Genomic DNA, 17,227 nt, shown 5'->3' with positions numbered 1-17,227 from the left:
TCAGTCACTGTGCAGCAACAAGGCATAGCGGGTACTGCGTCCGCCCCCGGCTAACTGAAAAATACAACCTTTCTCCACTAAGTCCGTCAAATCCCGCGTAGCCGTCGCCTTGCTGACCTTAGCCAGAGACTGGTACTTCCGGGCGTTGATGCCTTCCCCAAATTCCTCGCCGGCAGAATCAAGCAACCGAGGAGCGCAGAGCACCCTCATCCCACGTGAAACGCGGCCAGTCTTGTTCTTGTCAGATATACATGAGCCGAAAAAACCTGCCTATTCGGATCAGAACCTGAGCCGATTACAACCCATATTCGGCTCAGCGGCTACCTCAGCCCCGGCGGGTCAGACCCGCAGTACATTTCGTCATGCCAAATGTATCGGGGGTCTGACCCCCAACCAGAGGCATTGGTAAGGTTTCAGGGTAATCGTGCCGCTGAGGTCTTCGATGGGCTGGCCGGAGAGCAGGTCTGTCCATTGGTCTGTGCTGATCAGGTTGATGTCGCTGAGGGCCACTTGTTGCACTTCGGCGCTGATGTTGTGGATGCAGAAGATGGATTGTTCCCGGCGCAGGCTCTGGCGCCAGAAGCCGAACAGTTGCAGGCCCAAGTGCAGGGTGAACTGGGTGGCGTTGGGGTGGAAGGCGGGCTGGGCCCGGCGGATGGCAATCAGGCGTTTGAGTTCCCGGTACACCTTGCTGTGATGGCTGAGAGGATCGGCCAGCGTTGCTTCCAGGCTGTCCAGCTTCCACTGGCTACGGTTGATAGAACGCAGCCGGCCGGTATGTTCCACACGGTCGAGGTCGTTGCCGGTGGCCAGCAGGCTGTGAATATAGAAAGCCGGAATACCTTCCAGCGCCAGCATGATGGTGTGGGCACACAGAAAGCGCTGCAGCTGCCAGTGGTCTGCGCCACCCTCGGCAGTACCTTTCAGGGCATCCCACAGGGCAATGTTCAGCTCATAGGGCTGATCCCGGCCATCAGCCGTGCGCCGGTAAGACACCTTGCCCCCAAAAGATTCCAGGGTATTGATCAGCCGCTGCTTCTCGTCCTCGTCCAACAGCCCGTCGGTGGGGCGCATCCCTATGCCGTCATGGGAGGCGATAAAGTTCAGGTAGGTGGTGCCCATCTGCGCCGGCGGCATGCCCATCAGCCAGGTTTTCAAATGGCGGCAATTGCCGGTCACCAGGGTGTTGATCAGCAGGGGCGGCAATGAAAAGTTATAGATGGCATGGGCTTCGTTGGCGTTGCCGAAGTAGGTCAGGTTCTCCCGATTGGGCACGTTGGTTTCGGTGATCACCACGGCATCCGGCGTGTGATGCTCAATCAGCAGCCGCAGAATCTTAATCAGCTCGTGGGTCTGCTGCAGATGAATACAGGGCGTGCCCGGCTCTTTCCAGAGAAAGGCCACCGCATCCAGCCGGAAAATCTTCACGCCCCGCTCCAGGTAATAACGAATGATACCGGCGAATTCGATCAGCACCTCCGGGTTGGCGAAATTCAGGTCCACCTGGTCTTCGCTGAAGGTACACCACACATAGCGCTCGCCGTCCTCGGTCTGCACCGGATTCAGCAAGGGCGAGGTGCGGGGCCGCACCACCTGGCTCAGGTCGTCTTTGGGATTGGCTTCAACAAAGTAATCCTTGCCCGGCCCCACCCGCTTGCGAAAGTTCTCGAACCAGCGGCTGCGGGCCGACATGTGGTTGATCACCAGGTCCGCCATCAGTTTGTAATCCCGGGCGATGGCTTCGATATCTTCCCAGCTGCCGTGGGATTCGTTCACCGCCAGGTAATCCATCACCGCAAAGCCATCGTCTGAGCTATAGGGGAAGAACGGCAGAATGTGCACGGCCGTCACCGACTCCCGCAGGCAGTCGTCCAGAAACCGCTTCAGGGTCACCAGCGGTTTTTCATCCGGGCGCGGTACCGTGTCGGCGTAGGTGATCAGCACCACGTCCGCCTCGCTCCAGTTGTTCTGGTGCGCCAGCGGCGGCTCGGCTTCCGGGGCCAGACCCATGGCATCCAGCAACTGATCCGACAGAAACTCGCAATCCAGTGCCGGATAAACCACCTCCAGCATCGCCACCAGCCGGCTTTCCAGTGACTGGCTCATGGCCGAAACTCCTCGTTGTCCAGCTCCACCGCCTCCAGCAGCTGCTCGCGAATATCCGGAATGGCACTGGTCACCCGGTTCCAGCTGGGGATAAACGGCGTATCCATGGGGTTATCCAGAAAGTACGCCCCGGCGCGCATCACGTTCTGGGCGAACAGTTCCACCGCCTTTTCTTCTTTGTGGCGGTCAAAACTCAGTCCATTGATCATGGCGTCGTTCTGGTAGGTCTCGACAAAATCCAGGGCGATGCGGAAATAGCTCGCTTTGAGGGTGCGGAATTTCTCGTTGGAGAAAATCTCACCGTTGGTCGCCAGCTTGCGGAACAGCGCCTTGGCGATGTCCATGCTCATCTTCGACAGGCCCCGGCTGGCGTCTTCCGGCGACAATTCCTGATGCTTGTGGTCATACACATCCGCCACATCCACCTGGCACAGCCGGTTGGTGGCGTAGTTGCGCTTCATTTCCGACAACACGCCGATTTCCAGGCCCCAGTCGCTGGGGATGCGCAGGTCATTGATCACATCGGTGCGGAAAGAGAACTCACCCGCCAGCGGGTAGCGGTAGCTGTCCAGGTAATCCAGGAAATCGTTAGGCCCGCAGACTTTCTTCAGGGCGCGGATCAGCGGCGTCACCAGCAGCCGGCTGACCCGGCCATTCATCTTGCTGTCCGCCACCCGGGCGTAATAGCCCTTGCAGAACATGTAGTTAAAGCCCGGATTGGCGACCGGGTAGATCAGCCGCGCGAGCAGGTCCCGGGAATAGGTCAGAATGTCGCAATCGTGCAGCGCGACGGATTCGCTCACGCCGGACGCCAGCACATAGCCGAAGCAGTACCACACATTCCGGCCCTTGCCCATTTCTGTCGGCGCCAGATTTTGCTCCCGCAGTTTCAGGTCCAGCGCCCGCAGCCTCGGGCCGTCGTTCCACAACACCTTGAACGGTTGCGGCAGGTCCGAAAAGTACTCCAGCGCGTGCCGGTACTGGTCCTCATTGGCGCGATCCAGACCGATGACCACCTCGTCCAGGTACGGCACCCGGGTGAGCTCCTGCACAATATTCTGCAACGCCGGGCCTTCGAGTTCCGAATACAGGGATGGCAGCACCAGCGACATCGGCCGGGCTTTGCGAAAGCGCATCAGGTCGGCCTCGATGTCTTCCACCGGGCGGCGCACAAGGTTATGCAGGGTGGTAACAATGCCGTTCTGGTAAAAGTCGCCCATGGCGGCTCTCCTTTACTGGTAACCGTACTCCAGAAGCAGGTTGAGTACGCAGGCGTTCCAGCCCTCGGGGCCGGGTCTCAGGGAGCGCATGGCATGTCGGGTGGGCGAAAACTGCAGCTGTTCACTGTTCGCCCCGCTTATCACCACCGGGATATCTGCCTCCTCCAGCATGCGCTGGTCGTTCGGGCTGTCGCCCAGGGCGATGGTGATCACCGGCTCATTGCCGAAACACTCCTGATAACGACTCAGCAAAAACCGGGCCCCCTCTGCCTTATCGAAGGTTCCCATGACATGCCAGAAGCGCCCGCCCTGCACCAGTCGCAACCCCGCAAGCCCAAGCGCGGCGCGGAATTGCGCCAGTTCGGCGTCGGTTCCATCCCACAGCAAAGGCTCGGTAGCCAGGCGCTGTTTTGACCGGGCTGCCTCGCCTTCTTTCAGCCCCGTCAGCTGCGCCAGCTCCCGCGCCGACAGATCAGAAAAGCCCCGGAATCGTGCACCCTTCTCCCGCTGCACCAAAATCGTGCGCATCAGCTCGTTATGGGGAACACCAAAATGCACCACTTCATCGTTCGGGTTGTTCAGACATCCCGCCGGAATCACCACAGCGGCCCCGTTCTCGGCAATAAACGGCGCCCTCAGGCCCATCGCCCGCTGCAACTCCCGCATCTCCGCCGCTGTCTTGCTGGAATTCAGCACCAGCGGAATCCCGTTAGCCGCCAGCCGCTCCATCGCCGGCAATGCCGCCCGCCAGCTATAGCTGTGGTGGTCCAGCAAAGTGCCATCCAGATCGGTAAAAACCACCAGCCGTGGTTGCATTCGCCACCTCCACTCTGCACTCTGAGGGGGTCAGACCCCCGATACATTTCATGGCACCAAATGTACTGGGGGTCTGACCCCGTTTCAGAGACCGATTCAAAAACCAGGCCAATCCATGACCAACGAAACCTTCAAAGTTGAACACCGCTACCTGGACCTGCCGGACAGCTTCTACAGCCGGGTGAAGCCCACGCCGCTTTCGCAGCCAAAGATGGTGTGCTTTAACCACAAGCTTGCGGCGCAGCTGGGGTTTCATGTTCAGGATGAGAACGACTGGGCACAAGTAGGCGCCGGGGCGGAATTACTGGGAGGGATGGACCCGGTGGCGATGAAATACACCGGCCATCAGTTCGGCATGTACAACCCGGAGCTTGGGGATGGCCGGGGGTTATTGCTGTGGGAAACCGTGGCGCCGGATGGCACCCGGTGGGATTGGCACCTGAAAGGCGCGGGCACTACGCCCTATTCGCGGTTTGGTGATGGCCGCGCGGTGTTGCGCTCCACCATCCGTGAATACCTGTGTTCGGAAGCCATGCACGGGCTGGGCATTCCAACCACCCGGGCGCTGTTTATGATCAGCGCGAAAGACCCGGTTCGGCGTGAATCCATCGAAACCGCCGCCGCGCTTATGCGCGTCGCCAAAAGCCACATCCGCTTCGGCCACTTTGAATTCGCCGCTTACCATGACGGCCCGGAGGCCGTGAAAACCCTGCTTGAGCATGTGATTTCGCTGCACTTCCCTCACCTGATCGAGCTGCCGGAGCCACAACGCCACGCCCGCTGGTTTACCGAGGTAGTGGAACGCACCGCCCGGCTGATTGCAGACTGGCAGGCGGTCGGCTTCTGCCACGGAGTGATGAACAGCGACAACATGTCCATCATCGGCGACACCTTCGACTACGGCCCCTACGCCTTCCTGGACGACTTCGACGCCGGCTTCGTCTGCAACCATTCCGACCACGAAGGCCGCTACGCCTACAACCGCCAACCCCAGATCGGCTTCACCAACTGCCACTACCTGGCCAACGCCCTGCTGCCAATCATGGAAGAAAACACCGTGCACGAATGCCTCGGCAGCTATGAAACCGCCTACAACCAGCGCTTCAAGCACAACATGCAGGCCAAGATCGGGCTGGAAGAAACCGACGACGCAGACATGGCCCTGATCATGGACACCTTCAGCATGCTGCACGAACACCGGGTAGACTACACCCTCTTCTTCCGCGGCATCTCAAACCTGCACCGCCATGGCAACGCCCCGGTGCGTGACCTTTTTGCAGACAGAAGCGTGGCAGACGAATGGCTGGAGCGCTACGAAGCCCGCCTGCAAAAAGAAACCCGCGCCCACGACGAACGGGAATACGCCATGCGCCAGGTAAACCCCAAATACATCCTGCGCAACTACCTGGCCCAGCAAGTCATCATGGAAGCCCAGAACGGCAACTACGCCCCCATGAAAGAACTAATCAAAGTGCTGGAAAACCCCTTCGACGAACAACCCGAACACGAACACTACGCCGCCCTCCCCCCAGACTGGGGCAAACACCTGAACATCAGCTGCTCGTCGTAAGGTGTCAGAGCCACTCGCGCAGGGGTCAGACCCGATCGCGTAGGGGTCAGACCCGCTCGCGTCTTTGGGCCTTAGGGCCGCGAGAGGGTCTGACCCCGTTGCCTAAGCCCACTCCCAAGTCAGCTTTTAACCGGCGCCAACGCATCCAATCTCCGACCATGCCGCATAATATAAAGCACCAACAAAATAGCCGGCACCCCCATCACCCCGGCCACCAGGAAGAACTGCGCATACCCGAAATCCGCCACCACAATCCCTGAAAACCCGCCAAGAAACTTCCCGGGCAAGGTCATCAACGAACTGAACAGCGCATACTGGGTCGCGGTAAACGAAGCACTGGTCATACTGGAAAGCCAGGCAATCAGCGCCACATTAGCAATCCCTCCACTCAGGTTATCGGCACTCACCACCAGCGCCAGCAGCTTGATATCCGGCGGGTACTGGGCCAGCACCACAAACAGCAGGTTGGTGGCCGCGGTCATAATCGCCCCGGCCAGCAGAATCCGGCGCACGCCGTAGCGCACCACCAGCACCCCGCCAACCATCGAGCCGAGAATGGTCATAAAGAAGCCGAACACCTTGGTCACATCGGCCACCTGGGTTTTGCTGAACCCCATAAAATCCAGGTAGAAAGGATTGGCCATCACACCCATGGCGATATCGGAAATGCGGTACACCGCCACCAGCACCAGAATCACAATAGCCAGTTCTTTATAGCGGCGGAAGAAGTCCACAAAGGGCCCGGCCACGGCGGCGTAGAACCAGCCCGCCAGCTTCGCCAACCGGGGCGGAAGGTGCCCACGGCGCGCGGCCTCTTCCCGAACCTTGTCCGCAATGTCTTCGGCCGCAGCAAAGTGGTTCACCTCAGGCTCCCGGGCCACCAGCACCGTCAGCACACCCACACCCACCAGCGCTGCCATCACCTGGTAAGACACCTGCCAGGACCAGAACTCCGCCAGGTATAAAGCCCCGGCACCGGCCACCAGCAAGGCCAGCCGATACCCGAAAATATAGGTCGCCGCCAGCGCCGCCTGCAGCCGCTCTTCCGCGATTTCAATACGGTAGGCATCAATGGCCACATCCTGCGTGGCCGAGGAGAACGCCACCAGCAACCCGCACAGGGCGAGGGTTTCCGGGGCAGAAAGGGGGTCCACCGCCGCCATCAGGTACAGGCCGGTGGCAATGCCCGCCTGGGCCAGCAAAATCCAGCTCCGGCGCTTGCCGAACAGCCGGTTCAGCACCGGCAGCTTCAGCCGGTCCACCACCGGGGCCCAGAATACCTTGATGGAATAGGTAATACCCAGCCAGCTGAAAAAGCCGATGGTTGCGGTTTCCACCCCTACATCCGCCAGCCGCGCATTCAGGGTGGAAAACACCAGCAAAAACGGCAGCCCCGCGGAAAACCCCAGAAACAGCATGGCAATCACCTGCCAGCGGGTGTAGGTGTACAGGGCGTCTTTCAGAAGGGCAAGGCGGGTGCCGGGTACGATAGTGAAATCTCCGGATCAGTCGCGGAAGTTATTGAATTGCAGCGGGATATCCAGTTCCGCTTCGCGCAGCATGGCAATGGCTTCCTGCAGGTCGTCCCGCTTCTTGCCGGTTACCCGCACCTTGTCACCCTGAATACTGGCCTGCACCTTCATCTTCTGGTCTTTGATCATCTTCACGATCTTCTTGGCCATATCGGTTTCGATACCCTGCTTCAGGGCAAAGTGCTGCTTCACCAGCTTGCCGGCCTTGCTCTCGCCGTCTTCCGCCAGGGCCCGGGCATCGATATTGCGCTTGGCGAAGGCCATCCGCAGCAGATCAATCAGCTGCTCCAGCTGGAATTCCTGCTCGGCGCTCACGGTAATCCGCTTGTCTTCCAGCTCAATATTCGCATCTACATTCTTGAAGTCCCAACGGTTGCCCAGATCACGCTTGGCCTGGTCCACCGCGTTGGTTACTTCGTGCATTTCAATTTCGGAAACAATGTCAAAAGAAGGCATGGTCGTCATTCTCCAAAGGCAACACAGAGGTATACTGTGGCGACATGATTAACAGCGGCTGCGCCGGAACCGCCAAAGCATACCAAGAGCCAAGGCGAACCGCACCCGACAATGGACTGGTAAGAAGTAGATAAACAATGCCAAACCTGGACCTTCCCATCCTCGTAGTAGACGACGCCAAATTCAGCAGTATGGTGGTTGGCCGCACCTTGCGAAATGCCGGTTACCGCGACATACGCATCGCCAACAACGCCCCGGCGGCCCTGAAACTGATGGAAGAACGCCCGGTGAGCGTGCTGATTGCCGACTGGCTGATGCCCGAGATGGACGGCCTGGAACTCACAGACCAGGTGCGCCAGCTGGACGAACAAACCAACCACTACACCTACGTGATCCTGCTGACAGCCAGGGAAAGCGTGGAAGCCCTGTTGGTAGCCTTCGACCGGGGCGTGGATGACTTCATCTACAAGTCCGACATGACCAAGCAGCTGATCCCCCGCATCTTCGCTGCAGACCGCATGGCAGACCGCCAGAACACCCTGCTGCGGGCCAACGCCTTACTGGTGGAGAATAACCGGGAGCTGGAATCCAGCAACATCATCGACCTCGAAACCGGCCTGTGCAACGCCAAGTACGCCCGCCAGCGCCTGCAGAAAATCCTGCGCCATGCCGAATCCCGTGGCGGCGCCAGTGCCTACGTCATGTGCGGCATCCGTAACTGGCAAGACCTGAAGCGCAAGCACCCGCCCAGCGTCATGAGCGAACTGGCCATCGGCATCGCCCGCCGCCTGAACAGCCTGATCCGCCCCATCGACGCCCTGTGCCGCATTGGCGACAACCAGTTCGTGATTGTGTCTTACTTCCCGAATAGCGACCACTGCACACCCACCGCCTTCCGGCGCATCTTCGACGGCATCAACCACAAAGCCCTGAAAACCACCGCCGGTTACATTTCCGTAGAAGCCGGCATGGCCCTGTGCCGCGCCAGCGCTGAAGAAGGCACGCCGTCTGTACAGGATATGGAAAAAGCCTCGATACAAGGCCTTATAGACGCCTACGAAACCCGTCGCTTTGTGGAAATCACACCGGAAATTCGGGAAGGCGTATAAGAACTACACACCGTAACACTGCGACACAGATCACAAACAGACAGAGAGAACGGAAGGCCTTAATCTGACAGCGTGGAATGAAGCAGTATCCACCCATGGCGGAGGAGCCGTGCAGTACCTCCGCCGCCGTATGGGTACTCTCCCACAGGATTAACGAATTTTTCAGGCACTTTCGTTCTTTCCGAAGTATTTTCAAGCCAGCTCATATGAGCTGGCTTTTTTATTACTTAGAGCTTACGCCCCTTACCAGCAGCAATCCGCAACCGCAGTGCATTCAGCTTGATAAAGCCTTCCGCATCCTTCTGATCGTACGCACCCTGATCTTCCTCAAAGGTGGCGATCTTCTCGTCGAACAGGGAGTCTTCAGACTTCCGGCCAACAACGTCTACGTTACCCTTGTACAGCTTCAGGCGAACAGTACCATTCACGTATTCCTGGGTCTGGTCGATCAGCGCCTGCAAGGCTTCACGCTCAGGGGACCACCAGTAGCCGTTGTAGATCACCTCGGCATAGCGGGGCATCAGGCTGTCTTTCAGGTGGGCTACTTCACGGTCCAGGGTGATGGACTCGATGGCGCGGTGGGCACGCAGCATGATGGTGCCGCCCGGTGTTTCATAGCAGCCGCGGGACTTCATGCCCACGTAGCGGTTCTCAACAATGTCCAGGCGGCCAATACCGTTGGCACCAGCCAGCTTGTTCAGGGTTTCCAGAACCACGTGCGGCTTCATTTCCTGGCCATCAACGGCCACAATGTCGCCCTTCTTGTAGGTCAGCTCAACGTAGGTCGGCTTCTCTGGAGCGGCTTCCGGAGACACACTCCAGCGCCACATGTCTTCCTCGGCTTCCGCCCAAGGATCTTCCAGGTTCATGCCTTCGTAGGAAATGTGCAGCAGGTTGGCATCCATGGAGTACGGGCTCTTGCCCTTCTTCATTTCCACCGGAATGTTGCGCTCTTCGCAGTACTTCAGCAGCTTCTCGCGGGAGTTCAGATCCCACTCACGCCAGGGAGCAATCACCTTCACACCCGGCTTCAGCGCATAGGCGCCCAGCTCGAAACGCACCTGGTCGTTACCCTTACCGGTCGCGCCGTGGGAAATGGCATCGGCGCCGGTTTCATTGGCAATATCGATCAGACGCTTGGCAATCAGCGGGCGGGCAATGGATGTGCCCAGCAGGTACTCGCCTTCGTAGATGGTGTTGGCGCGGAACATCGGGAACACGTAATCGCGCACAAACTCTTCGCGCAGGTCCTCGATGTAGATTTCCTTAACGCCCAGCGCTTCCGCCTTGGCACGCGCCGGCTCAACTTCCTCGCCCTGGCCGATGTCGGCGGTGAAGGTCACCACCTCGCAACCGTAGGTGTCTTGCAGCCACCGAACAATAACGGAAGTATCCAGGCCACCGGAATAGGCCAGCACCACCTTTTTAATATCAGACATGCTTTGCTCCAGACTGAACAGAATGGATGTATTGAATAGAAGCGCCATATTGTACGGGATGGCCGGGGGAATGGCTATTGTATGGACTGCTCACCAGACGGATGCAAAGGGGTCGGGCCCTACGTGGCCCGACCCCACCCTTCTTTCTCGCCGATCACCTGAATACAACATGGAAGCGGACCGCCTCACATATACGGAATAATAGACTCGCCATAAAGGTGCAAATCTTCCAGAATCTGCCGATTCCGATCCGAAAGCTCCGGATCTGCAGCCAGCTTCTGCAACTCCAACCCATAAGCCTCCAGCGAGCGCCAGCCCTTTTTGGGGCTCATCAGCCGCTGGCTTCGGAACTGCTCCCAGCGTTCCATTTCCTCGCCATCGAGAGTATCCGGGTAGTTGCGGGCCCGGTAGCGGAACAGCATTTCCGGCAGGCGTTCGTCTTCGAAGCGGACCTCTTGTTCACCCAGCGTTTCCACCGGTTCGGAGATCAGCCAGTTCAGCTTCTCCCGATCGGTGTTGCTGATGAAGCCGCCAGCGTAGAGTTGCTCGTCCGGGTCGGTCAGGTCGCTGCCGTCGAACTGGTGGTCGAAGGCCTGGGCAATGCGGGCGGAAAGGCCCGGGGCGTTGCGGAGTTTGGCCAGATTGGCGCGCAGGACATCGCCGTCCAGCGCCAGCTCCGCCAGCCGTTCCTTGGATAAGGTAGACAGCATATTGGCCGGCGCCAGTACCGGGCATTTATTAACCTGCACCCCCTTGAGCGGGAACCGGCTGACGCCCTCCCCCAGTTCTGCCTGGGACGTAAACACCCGCTCACGGATCTGCTCCGGGCTGGCGTTGATCAGCTCGGCCGGGTCTTCCCGCAAGTCGTAGACAATCACCTGGTTTTTGTTGGTGGGATGTTCCGCCAGCGGAGCCACCAGCGCGCAGCAACCGCGAGTGGCCGGGTACTTGGCAGAAATGTGAAACACCGGCTTCAGCGTTGCGGTATCCAGCATCTGGCGGGCGGAATGCTTGTCTTTATGCTTCAGCACAAAGTCGAACAGCTTGGGCTGTTTTTCCTTGATCAGCTTGGCCACGGCAATGGTCGCCAGCACATCAGACATGGCATCGTGAGCCGCCTCATGGGCAATGCCGTTGGCCACCGTAAGCTCTTCCAGCCGGAAGCTGGGGCTGCCGTCTTCCTTCCTCGGCCAGTTGATGCCATCCGGGCGCAGAGCGTAAGTCAACCGCACCATGTCGATGATGTCCCAGCGGGAATTGCCGTTCTGCCATTCCCGGCCGTATGGATCACGCAGGTTGCGGTACAGGGTGTGGCGGGTCACCTCATCATCAAAGCGCAGGCTGTTATAGCCCACCGCACAGGTGCCAGGCTGACTGAACGCTTCATTGATCTGGGCAATGAACTCCGCTTCCGGATAGCCGTCTTGCAGCGCTTTTTGCGGGGTGATACCGGTAATCAGGCAGGCTTGAGGAGAAGGCAGGTAGTCATCCGCTGGCTTGCAGTAGATCACGAGCGGGTCTTCGATAATGTTCAGATCCGCATCCGTGCGCACACCGGCAAACTGGGAGGGGCGGTCGTGCACCGGGTCTACGCCGAAGGTTTCGTAGTCGTGCCAGTAGAAAGAGCGGATCAAGGGGGAGACTCCTGCTTACCAAATCAAAAGATGAAACAGGAGTTTAGCAAAATCAGAACAGGTTATGTCTGTCTTCTTGGTGGGTGCGCAGGCGGTCGATGCCTTCACCAGCCAGCTTGCTCATATCAACCGTCATGTTAACCGGCAAGTTGATGAACACGCCTTTGCCGACACTGATGGTATTGGCACCGTCCAGGCTCTGCCAATCCATGCCGTCACGCTGGAAACCAATGAAAAATGCGTCTGTGAAGGCGCTGTTGCCCTCGACGCCGGTGTCCTCTCCAACGATGACTGAGCGGAGATTGGTTAGAGGCGCGCAGAGAGTGGGCGCAGCACAGTTACCCCCCTCTGAAACCTTCAAGCCAACATGGGTCGCCCGGCGACTGGTCTCTTCCAGCCCAGCTCCTTCATATAAAGCCCCATCGTAGAGATTGTCGTCACCACCCCGTATTTTCAGCCCCGGAAGAGCCCCACTAAAACTCTCAGTATGAGAAGAAACCGACCCACGAGCCTCCGCAAACCCCATACGGAACCCCTTCAGGCCGGCAGAATCCTCGGCAAGTTCGATATAGGGCTTACGGGCCTCAAAAGGAATAGCCTCACCTTCGTTATAGGTAACGCCATTAAAGGTTTCGCCGTCGTTGCGGGCGATATGGCCAAGCGCGAGGTGTTGTGCGGAGAAGTCAGTGCCGCCATCAATCTGGCCGACCTGAATGTCGTCAATATTAACGCGGGTTTCAACATCAATACCCAGCGTCATTCGGGTGTAATCCACCCCATTGCCGGGAATATTTTCGATGTTCATAAAGGCCTGCCCGGTAACCTCCCCCATTCTGTTATCAGAAATAGGTTCAAGCTCCGCCTGGGCAACGGGCGAAATACCCAGCAGGAGCGTGGCAAGGGCAGCGCATCCATACGCTAACTTTGTCATAGTTCGTGTCTCTGAATTGTTTTAGTGAGCCGATTTCAACGCCCAGCTCAATGTCGCCCGTTTATTATGTTTTTATGGCGAACCTCAATCCTCACTATACTCAGACAAAGCAAATCAAAGAGTGAACAGCATCACATCCACTCATTACCCGAAGGTTAACTTACACCTTCCATGATGCCGTTCACACTCAGGCTAAAATCAGGCTTCCTGCCAGCTCTGAACCGCTTCCTTACCGTACTTGTCACGCCACTCGTTCAGAGTCTTGTGGTTGCCGCCACGGGTTTTAACCACTTCACCGGTGTGCGGGTTCTTGTAGGTTTTCAGGGGGCGCTTGGCACGGGTGCCTGCAGGCGCTTCAACTTTGCCGCCAGCGATGGTGGGATCAATCGCAGCCAGAATCTGCAGCACGTCTTTCGGAGACTTGTCGAACTGCTTCATCAAATCACGAACCTTGTTTTCAAACTCCAGCTCGGATTTCAAAGCCTGATCTTTTTCCAGCTTCTCCAGCTCTGCAGCCAGCTTTTCCATCAGCTGCTTCTTCTGGTAATAATCGTTAATTTTTGCCATGAAATTAAAACCTATTATCTGTGGGGTTTTAAACAAAGATCATAAAGACCATGTGTCGGCCGGAATAATAATAAACAAATAGGGATATGGCAAAGTTATTTGTTTAAAGACTCTTCATGATCTCTTGTGCACTTGCCTGATAAGTATTAACCATTACACCGCCACAGAAAGAAACAACCACCGAAAACCCCGAACCCGATATTCAGGAGAAAGATACCCCCTCATGGTTTTGGCCAGCTTTTTAAAAACGGGGTCAGACCCCCGGTACATTTGGCATGATGAAATGTACCGGGGGTCTGACCCCGCTATTGTTGGGAGCTTAGTCTGGCGTTAAAGCCTGAAATCCGCCTGCCCCAGCGGCAACACGCCTTTGAGATCACACAGCACACCGTTGTCGCCGGTGTAGCTCCGCAGTTCTTCGGCGCTCATGGCGGCGTATTCGTTGTGGGGAACGGCCAGGAATACGGCGTCGTATTTACCTTTCTCCGGGTTATCTACCAAGGTGATGCCATATTCGTGTTCGGCTTCGGCATTATCGGCCCAGCAGTCGGTTACATCGACTGAACAACCGAAATCACGCAGCTCTTCAACCACATCAATTACCCGGGTATTACGCAAATCCGGGCAGTTTTCCTTGAAGGTCAGGCCCATTACCAGCACGCGGGAATTGGCAATCGTCAGGCCGCGCTTGATCATAATCTTTACTAATTGCGCGGCGGCATAGGGGCCCATATTGTCGTTAACACGACGGCCGGCCAGGATAATATCCGGGTGATAACCAATCGCTTCGGCTTTATGGGTCAGGTAATACGGGTCTACACCAATACAATGGCCGCCCACCAGGCCGGGCTTGAACGGCAGGAAGTTCCACTTGGTGCCCGCAGCCGCCAGCACTTCGTGGGTATCAATACCCAGCCGCGCGAAAATCATCGACAGCTCGTTCATCAGGGCGATGTTCAGATCGCGCTGGGTGTTCTCAATCACCTTCGCCGCTTCCGCCACCTTGATGGAACTGGCCTTGTGGGTGCCGGCAGTGATAATGCCTGCATACAACTCATCCACCTCGTCCGCAATCTCCGGAGTGGAGCCGGATGTCACCTTCATAATGGTGGTCACCCGATGCTCCTTGTCGCCCGGGTTGATCCGCTCCGGGCTGTAGCCGGCGTAAAAATCCTTGTTGAACGTCAGGCCCGAAACCTTCTCCAGCACCGGCACACACACCTCTTCGGTCGCGCCCGGGTACACCGTGGATTCATAAATCACGATATCGCCGGCCTTCAGCACCTTGCCCACGCTCTCGCTGGCCTTCACCAGCGGCGTCAGGTCCGGGGTTTTGAACTCATCAATCGGGGTTGGGACGGTCACGATGTAAACCTGGCAATCGGCAATGCCTTCCAGAGAATCGGAGAACGACAACTTACTCGCCGCCCCCAGCTCCTCACGGGAAACCTCGCGGGTGAAATCCACGCCATCCTTCAGCTCGGCAATCCGGCCAGCATTGATATCGAAGCCCACCACCTCACGCTTCTCACCAAACGCCACCGCCAACGGCAGCCCCACATAGCCAAGGCCAACAACCGCGATCTTCTTCATCCATCCTCCAAACTGCCTTTGGGGGTCAGACCCCGGATACACACCGGATACCGGGCCAGCATCTGATCAATCACGCTCATCGCCAGCTCTCCAGCACCTGCCCCAGGAGCTCAATCAAGGCCACCTTGTGCCCGCCCCCCCGGTAAACACTCAAAACATCCATATCAACTTCCTCCAAACACTCCCTGTCTACTCTCAAATCCTCTTCCAGAAACGCTTCCATTGCCCCTGCTGAAAACAACCGGAGATTGCGTGTGAGTAAAAGCTTGTCACACAGCGCCTTGGTTGGCCCCGCAACCAGGCACCCGGCACCACCTTCAACACGCTCGATCCTCGCGCCAACATAGAGCAATTCAACGGGAACATGCTGATAAGAAAAGCTCCCAACCGGTGTTCGGTAACTTTTAGCACGCCGCGACGTAACCGACGTTACCCCCCAAACACCCTCAGGAATCAAGCCATGCCAGGCAAGCGCCCAGTCAAGCGACACACACGAAGGACCGTAAAGATTATTCGCAATCAGCGGCAAACTCAGTGGCTCCCGGCGCAAAGCCGGGCCCAGAACATAAACCCCCTTTTTCAAGGGCACCAGAACCTCCTCCGCTACCAGCTTCGCTATCTTGTCGTTCGGCCTGCGGTATTCGCCAAGCAAAGACAAGAGTGAAGCATGGTTGAAAGGAATGCTCCCGAATGTTTGTAACTTCCGCTCAAGGTCCATGCGTAAATATTACACACCAAATCGAGTATTTGTCGATTACCTAAGCAAAATCTACGCTGACCCAGGAATGAGCACTGACGAACCAGAAACCCGATCCTCACAAAGGCGTTTAAAATGCGCCTTGGCATCATCATCCCCATGCACCACACGAATCTCCTTGGGCGCTTGGGGAATACCTTCGACAAACCGCAACAAATCACTCTGCCCCGCGTGGGCCGAATAGCCGCCCACCTGATGCACCTGAGCGCGGATGGTGTAGCGTTCGCCATCCAGCTCTACCCAGCCACCGCGGGGGCCGTGGGTAAGAATGTCCCGGCCCGGGGTTCCCGCGGCCTGGTAGCCCACGAACAGTACGTCGTTACGGGCATCATCCAGCATAGCTTTCAGATAGTTCACCACCCTGCCCCCGGCGCACATGCCGGAACCCGCAAGCACCACGCAGGGGCGGTGAGATTTGGCCAGGTATTCTACGGCATTCAGGTGGTCTTCGTGGGAGTTGATCACGGTGAGCTGCTCGAAGGAAAGCGGGTGGCGGCCGGCTTTTACCAGGGCGCGGGCCTCTGCATCCCAGAAGGGTTTGAGGTCGCGGTAGATTTTGGTGAACTCGGCGGCCAGGGGGGAGTCGACTACGATTTCCAGTTGGCTCCAGAAACCCCCAAACTCCGCAATCAGCCCCTCTATCTCGTAAAGCAACTCCTGCGTCCGCCCAATACTGAACGCCGGCACCAGCACCGTCCCCCCATCCGCCAACGCATGTGCCAGCACCTGCTTCAACCGGTAACGCCGGGTTCCCCGGTCTTCGTGATCTTTATCGCCGTAAGTGCTTTCAATCACCAACCGGTCTGCCCGCTCAGGCGAAACCGGCTCCGGCAGCAGCGGCGAGTGCGGCGCGCCCAAGTCTCCACTGAAAACTACGCGTTCCTCATAATCCCCTGCTCGGGCATCGCACTCCACATAGGCCGAACCGAGAATATGCCCGGCCCTTTGCAGGCGCACCGAAAGCGAACACTCACCCTCATCAAACACCTCATGCCACTGGCCATAAGGCACCGGCACAAGGCGTGCGCGGATCACATCCAGCACCCGATTGATCAGCGAACGGTCCCGGGTGAAGCCGATTTTCAAAGCGTCTTCCAGGATTTCCGGCAGCATGATGGCCGAAGGCTCGGAGCAGATGATGGGGCCATCAAAGCCGGCGGCAAGCAGGTGGGGAATGCGGCCTACGTGGTCTATGTGAACGTGGGTGACAATCAGGGCGCGAATGTGGGCGATGGGAAAGTCGATGGCCAGGTCGCCAGCATTGGCGCGCTGCTTTTCTTCCTGGCCCTGGAACAGGCCGCAGTCTATGAGGATGCCCAGATGGGAGTCCGGCACTGCCAGCCCAGGCCCGACAAGGGGTCTGTCCCTACGTGGACAGACCCCCATGGCACCAGACTCAGCCCTACCAATCCGAAGCTCATGACAAGAGCCCGTCACCCCATTCACCGCACCATGGTGCAAACTTTCAATCATCTCAACATTCCTTGTTGGTCTTAC

At 57.9% G+C, this 17,227-nt stretch carries 14 protein-coding genes and 1 pseudogene; 2 read left to right on the top strand and 13 right to left on the bottom strand.

Annotation, left to right across the window (positions count from 1 at the left end; genetic code table 11):
• From AQ621_RS17995 to AQ621_RS07965, 4 genes and pseudogenes are all read right to left on the bottom strand, one after another.
• A pseudogene (locus AQ621_RS17995) lies at positions 1–189 on the bottom strand (DUF4172 domain-containing protein); the annotation flags it as partial.
• A 171-nt stretch (positions 190–360) separates the two neighbouring features.
• Positions 361–2,106: an alpha-amylase family glycosyl hydrolase gene (locus AQ621_RS07975; RefSeq protein ID WP_058341022.1), complete on the bottom strand. Its 1,746-nt coding sequence runs from the start codon at positions 2,104–2,106 to the stop codon at positions 361–363.
• Positions 2,103–3,326, bottom strand: coding sequence for a glycosyltransferase family protein (locus AQ621_RS07970; protein ID WP_058341021.1), 1,224 nt, complete (start codon positions 3,324–3,326; stop codon positions 2,103–2,105). Before AQ621_RS07970 ends, AQ621_RS07975 begins: the two co-directional genes overlap by 4 nt.
• A 12-nt stretch (positions 3,327–3,338) precedes the next feature.
• Positions 3,339–4,142 (bottom strand): HAD-IIB family hydrolase, encoded by an 804-nt coding sequence (locus tag AQ621_RS07965; RefSeq protein WP_058341020.1) that lies wholly within the window; start codon positions 4,140–4,142, stop codon positions 3,339–3,341.
• 115 nt (positions 4,143–4,257) lie between these two features.
• Here AQ621_RS07965 and AQ621_RS07960 point away from each other — a divergent pair, with 115 nt between their 5' ends.
• Complete coding sequence (locus AQ621_RS07960) at positions 4,258–5,712, top strand: protein adenylyltransferase SelO (RefSeq protein ID WP_058341019.1); 1,455 nt, start codon at positions 4,258–4,260, stop codon at positions 5,710–5,712.
• A gap of 119 nt (positions 5,713–5,831) precedes the next feature.
• Here AQ621_RS07960 and AQ621_RS07955 read toward each other — a convergent pair whose 3' ends face one another.
• Together AQ621_RS07955 and AQ621_RS07950 are read right to left on the bottom strand one after the other, a co-directional pair.
• Entirely contained in the window at positions 5,832–7,139 is a 1,308-nt protein-coding gene (locus tag AQ621_RS07955) for an AmpG family muropeptide MFS transporter (RefSeq protein WP_201785324.1), read from the bottom strand.
• Positions 7,140–7,217: 78 nt separating this feature from the next.
• A complete protein-coding gene (locus AQ621_RS07950) occupies positions 7,218–7,700 on the bottom strand; it encodes a YajQ family cyclic di-GMP-binding protein (RefSeq protein ID WP_022989470.1) in 483 nt (160 codons plus the stop codon).
• A gap of 137 nt (positions 7,701–7,837) precedes the next feature.
• Here AQ621_RS07950 and AQ621_RS07945 point away from each other — a divergent pair, with 137 nt between their 5' ends.
• Positions 7,838–8,809: a response regulator gene (locus AQ621_RS07945; RefSeq protein WP_058341017.1), complete on the top strand. Its 972-nt coding sequence runs from the start codon at positions 7,838–7,840 to the stop codon at positions 8,807–8,809.
• A 227-nt stretch (positions 8,810–9,036) separates the two neighbouring features.
• Here the strand turns inward: AQ621_RS07945 and AQ621_RS07940 are convergent, their stop codons facing one another.
• From AQ621_RS07940 to AQ621_RS07910, 7 genes are all read right to left on the bottom strand, one after another.
• Positions 9,037–10,248 carry an argininosuccinate synthase gene (locus AQ621_RS07940; RefSeq protein ID WP_058341016.1) on the bottom strand — a complete coding sequence of 404 codons (1,212 nt, stop codon included), beginning with the start codon at positions 10,246–10,248 and terminating at the stop codon, positions 9,037–9,039.
• Positions 10,249–10,433: 185 nt separating this feature from the next.
• The gene (sbcB, locus tag AQ621_RS07935) at positions 10,434–11,882 is read right to left on the bottom strand and encodes an exodeoxyribonuclease I (RefSeq protein WP_058341015.1); all 1,449 of its coding nucleotides are present in this window, start codon (positions 11,880–11,882) and stop codon (positions 10,434–10,436) included.
• Positions 11,883–11,934: 52 nt separating this feature from the next.
• Positions 11,935–12,813: a DUF6160 family protein gene (locus AQ621_RS07930; protein ID WP_058341014.1), complete on the bottom strand. Its 879-nt coding sequence runs from the start codon at positions 12,811–12,813 to the stop codon at positions 11,935–11,937.
• 198 nt (positions 12,814–13,011) lie between these two features.
• A complete protein-coding gene (locus tag AQ621_RS07925) occupies positions 13,012–13,380 on the bottom strand; it encodes a histone-like nucleoid-structuring protein, MvaT/MvaU family (RefSeq protein ID WP_022987636.1) in 369 nt (122 codons plus the stop codon).
• 330 nt (positions 13,381–13,710) lie between these two features.
• The gene (gene tviB / locus AQ621_RS07920) at positions 13,711–14,973 is read right to left on the bottom strand and encodes a Vi polysaccharide biosynthesis UDP-N-acetylglucosamine C-6 dehydrogenase TviB (RefSeq protein WP_058341013.1); all 1,263 of its coding nucleotides are present in this window, start codon (positions 14,971–14,973) and stop codon (positions 13,711–13,713) included.
• Between the two features lie 76 nt (positions 14,974–15,049).
• Positions 15,050–15,691, bottom strand: coding sequence for a type IV toxin-antitoxin system AbiEi family antitoxin domain-containing protein (locus tag AQ621_RS07915; RefSeq protein ID WP_058341012.1), 642 nt, complete (start codon positions 15,689–15,691; stop codon positions 15,050–15,052).
• A 51-nt stretch (positions 15,692–15,742) separates the two neighbouring features.
• Positions 15,743–17,203, bottom strand: a complete 1,461-nt coding sequence (locus AQ621_RS07910; RefSeq protein WP_058341011.1) for an MBL fold metallo-hydrolase RNA specificity domain-containing protein — start codon at positions 17,201–17,203, stop codon at positions 15,743–15,745.
• Positions 17,204–17,227: the final 24 nt, after the last annotated feature.

It is taken from the genome of Marinobacter sp. P4B1, assembly GCF_001447135.1.
GTDB classification, from domain to species: Bacteria; Pseudomonadota; Gammaproteobacteria; order Pseudomonadales; family Oleiphilaceae; genus Marinobacter; species Marinobacter vinifirmus.
This window is presented reverse-complemented; position numbering and strand designations above follow the sequence as displayed.

Excerpts from the sequence above, each read along its gene's own strand:
- AQ621_RS07930 (WP_058341014.1), bottom strand. The coding sequence starts at position 12,813 with ATGACAAAGTTAGCGTATGGATGCGCTGCCCTTGCCACGCTCCTGCTG.
- AQ621_RS07925 (WP_022987636.1), bottom strand. The coding sequence starts at position 13,380 with ATGGCAAAAATTAACGATTATTACCAGAAGAAGCAGCTGATGGAAAAG.
- tviB (WP_058341013.1), bottom strand. The coding sequence starts at position 14,973 with ATGAAGAAGATCGCGGTTGTTGGCCTTGGCTATGTGGGGCTGCCGTTG.
- AQ621_RS07910 (WP_058341011.1), bottom strand. The coding sequence starts at position 17,203 with ATGATTGAAAGTTTGCACCATGGTGCGGTGAATGGGGTGACGGGCTCT.
- AQ621_RS07970 (WP_058341021.1), bottom strand. The coding sequence starts at position 3,326 with ATGGGCGACTTTTACCAGAACGGCATTGTTACCACCCTGCATAACCTT.
- AQ621_RS07915 (WP_058341012.1), bottom strand. The coding sequence starts at position 15,691 with ATGGACCTTGAGCGGAAGTTACAAACATTCGGGAGCATTCCTTTCAAC.
- AQ621_RS07960 (WP_058341019.1), top strand. The coding sequence starts at position 4,258 with ATGACCAACGAAACCTTCAAAGTTGAACACCGCTACCTGGACCTGCCG.
- AQ621_RS07965 (WP_058341020.1), bottom strand. The coding sequence starts at position 4,142 with ATGCAACCACGGCTGGTGGTTTTTACCGATCTGGATGGCACTTTGCTG.
- AQ621_RS07950 (WP_022989470.1), bottom strand. The coding sequence starts at position 7,700 with ATGCCTTCTTTTGACATTGTTTCCGAAATTGAAATGCACGAAGTAACC.
- AQ621_RS07945 (WP_058341017.1), top strand. The coding sequence starts at position 7,838 with ATGCCAAACCTGGACCTTCCCATCCTCGTAGTAGACGACGCCAAATTC.
- AQ621_RS07940 (WP_058341016.1), bottom strand. The coding sequence starts at position 10,248 with ATGTCTGATATTAAAAAGGTGGTGCTGGCCTATTCCGGTGGCCTGGAT.
- AQ621_RS07975 (WP_058341022.1), bottom strand. The coding sequence starts at position 2,106 with ATGAGCCAGTCACTGGAAAGCCGGCTGGTGGCGATGCTGGAGGTGGTT.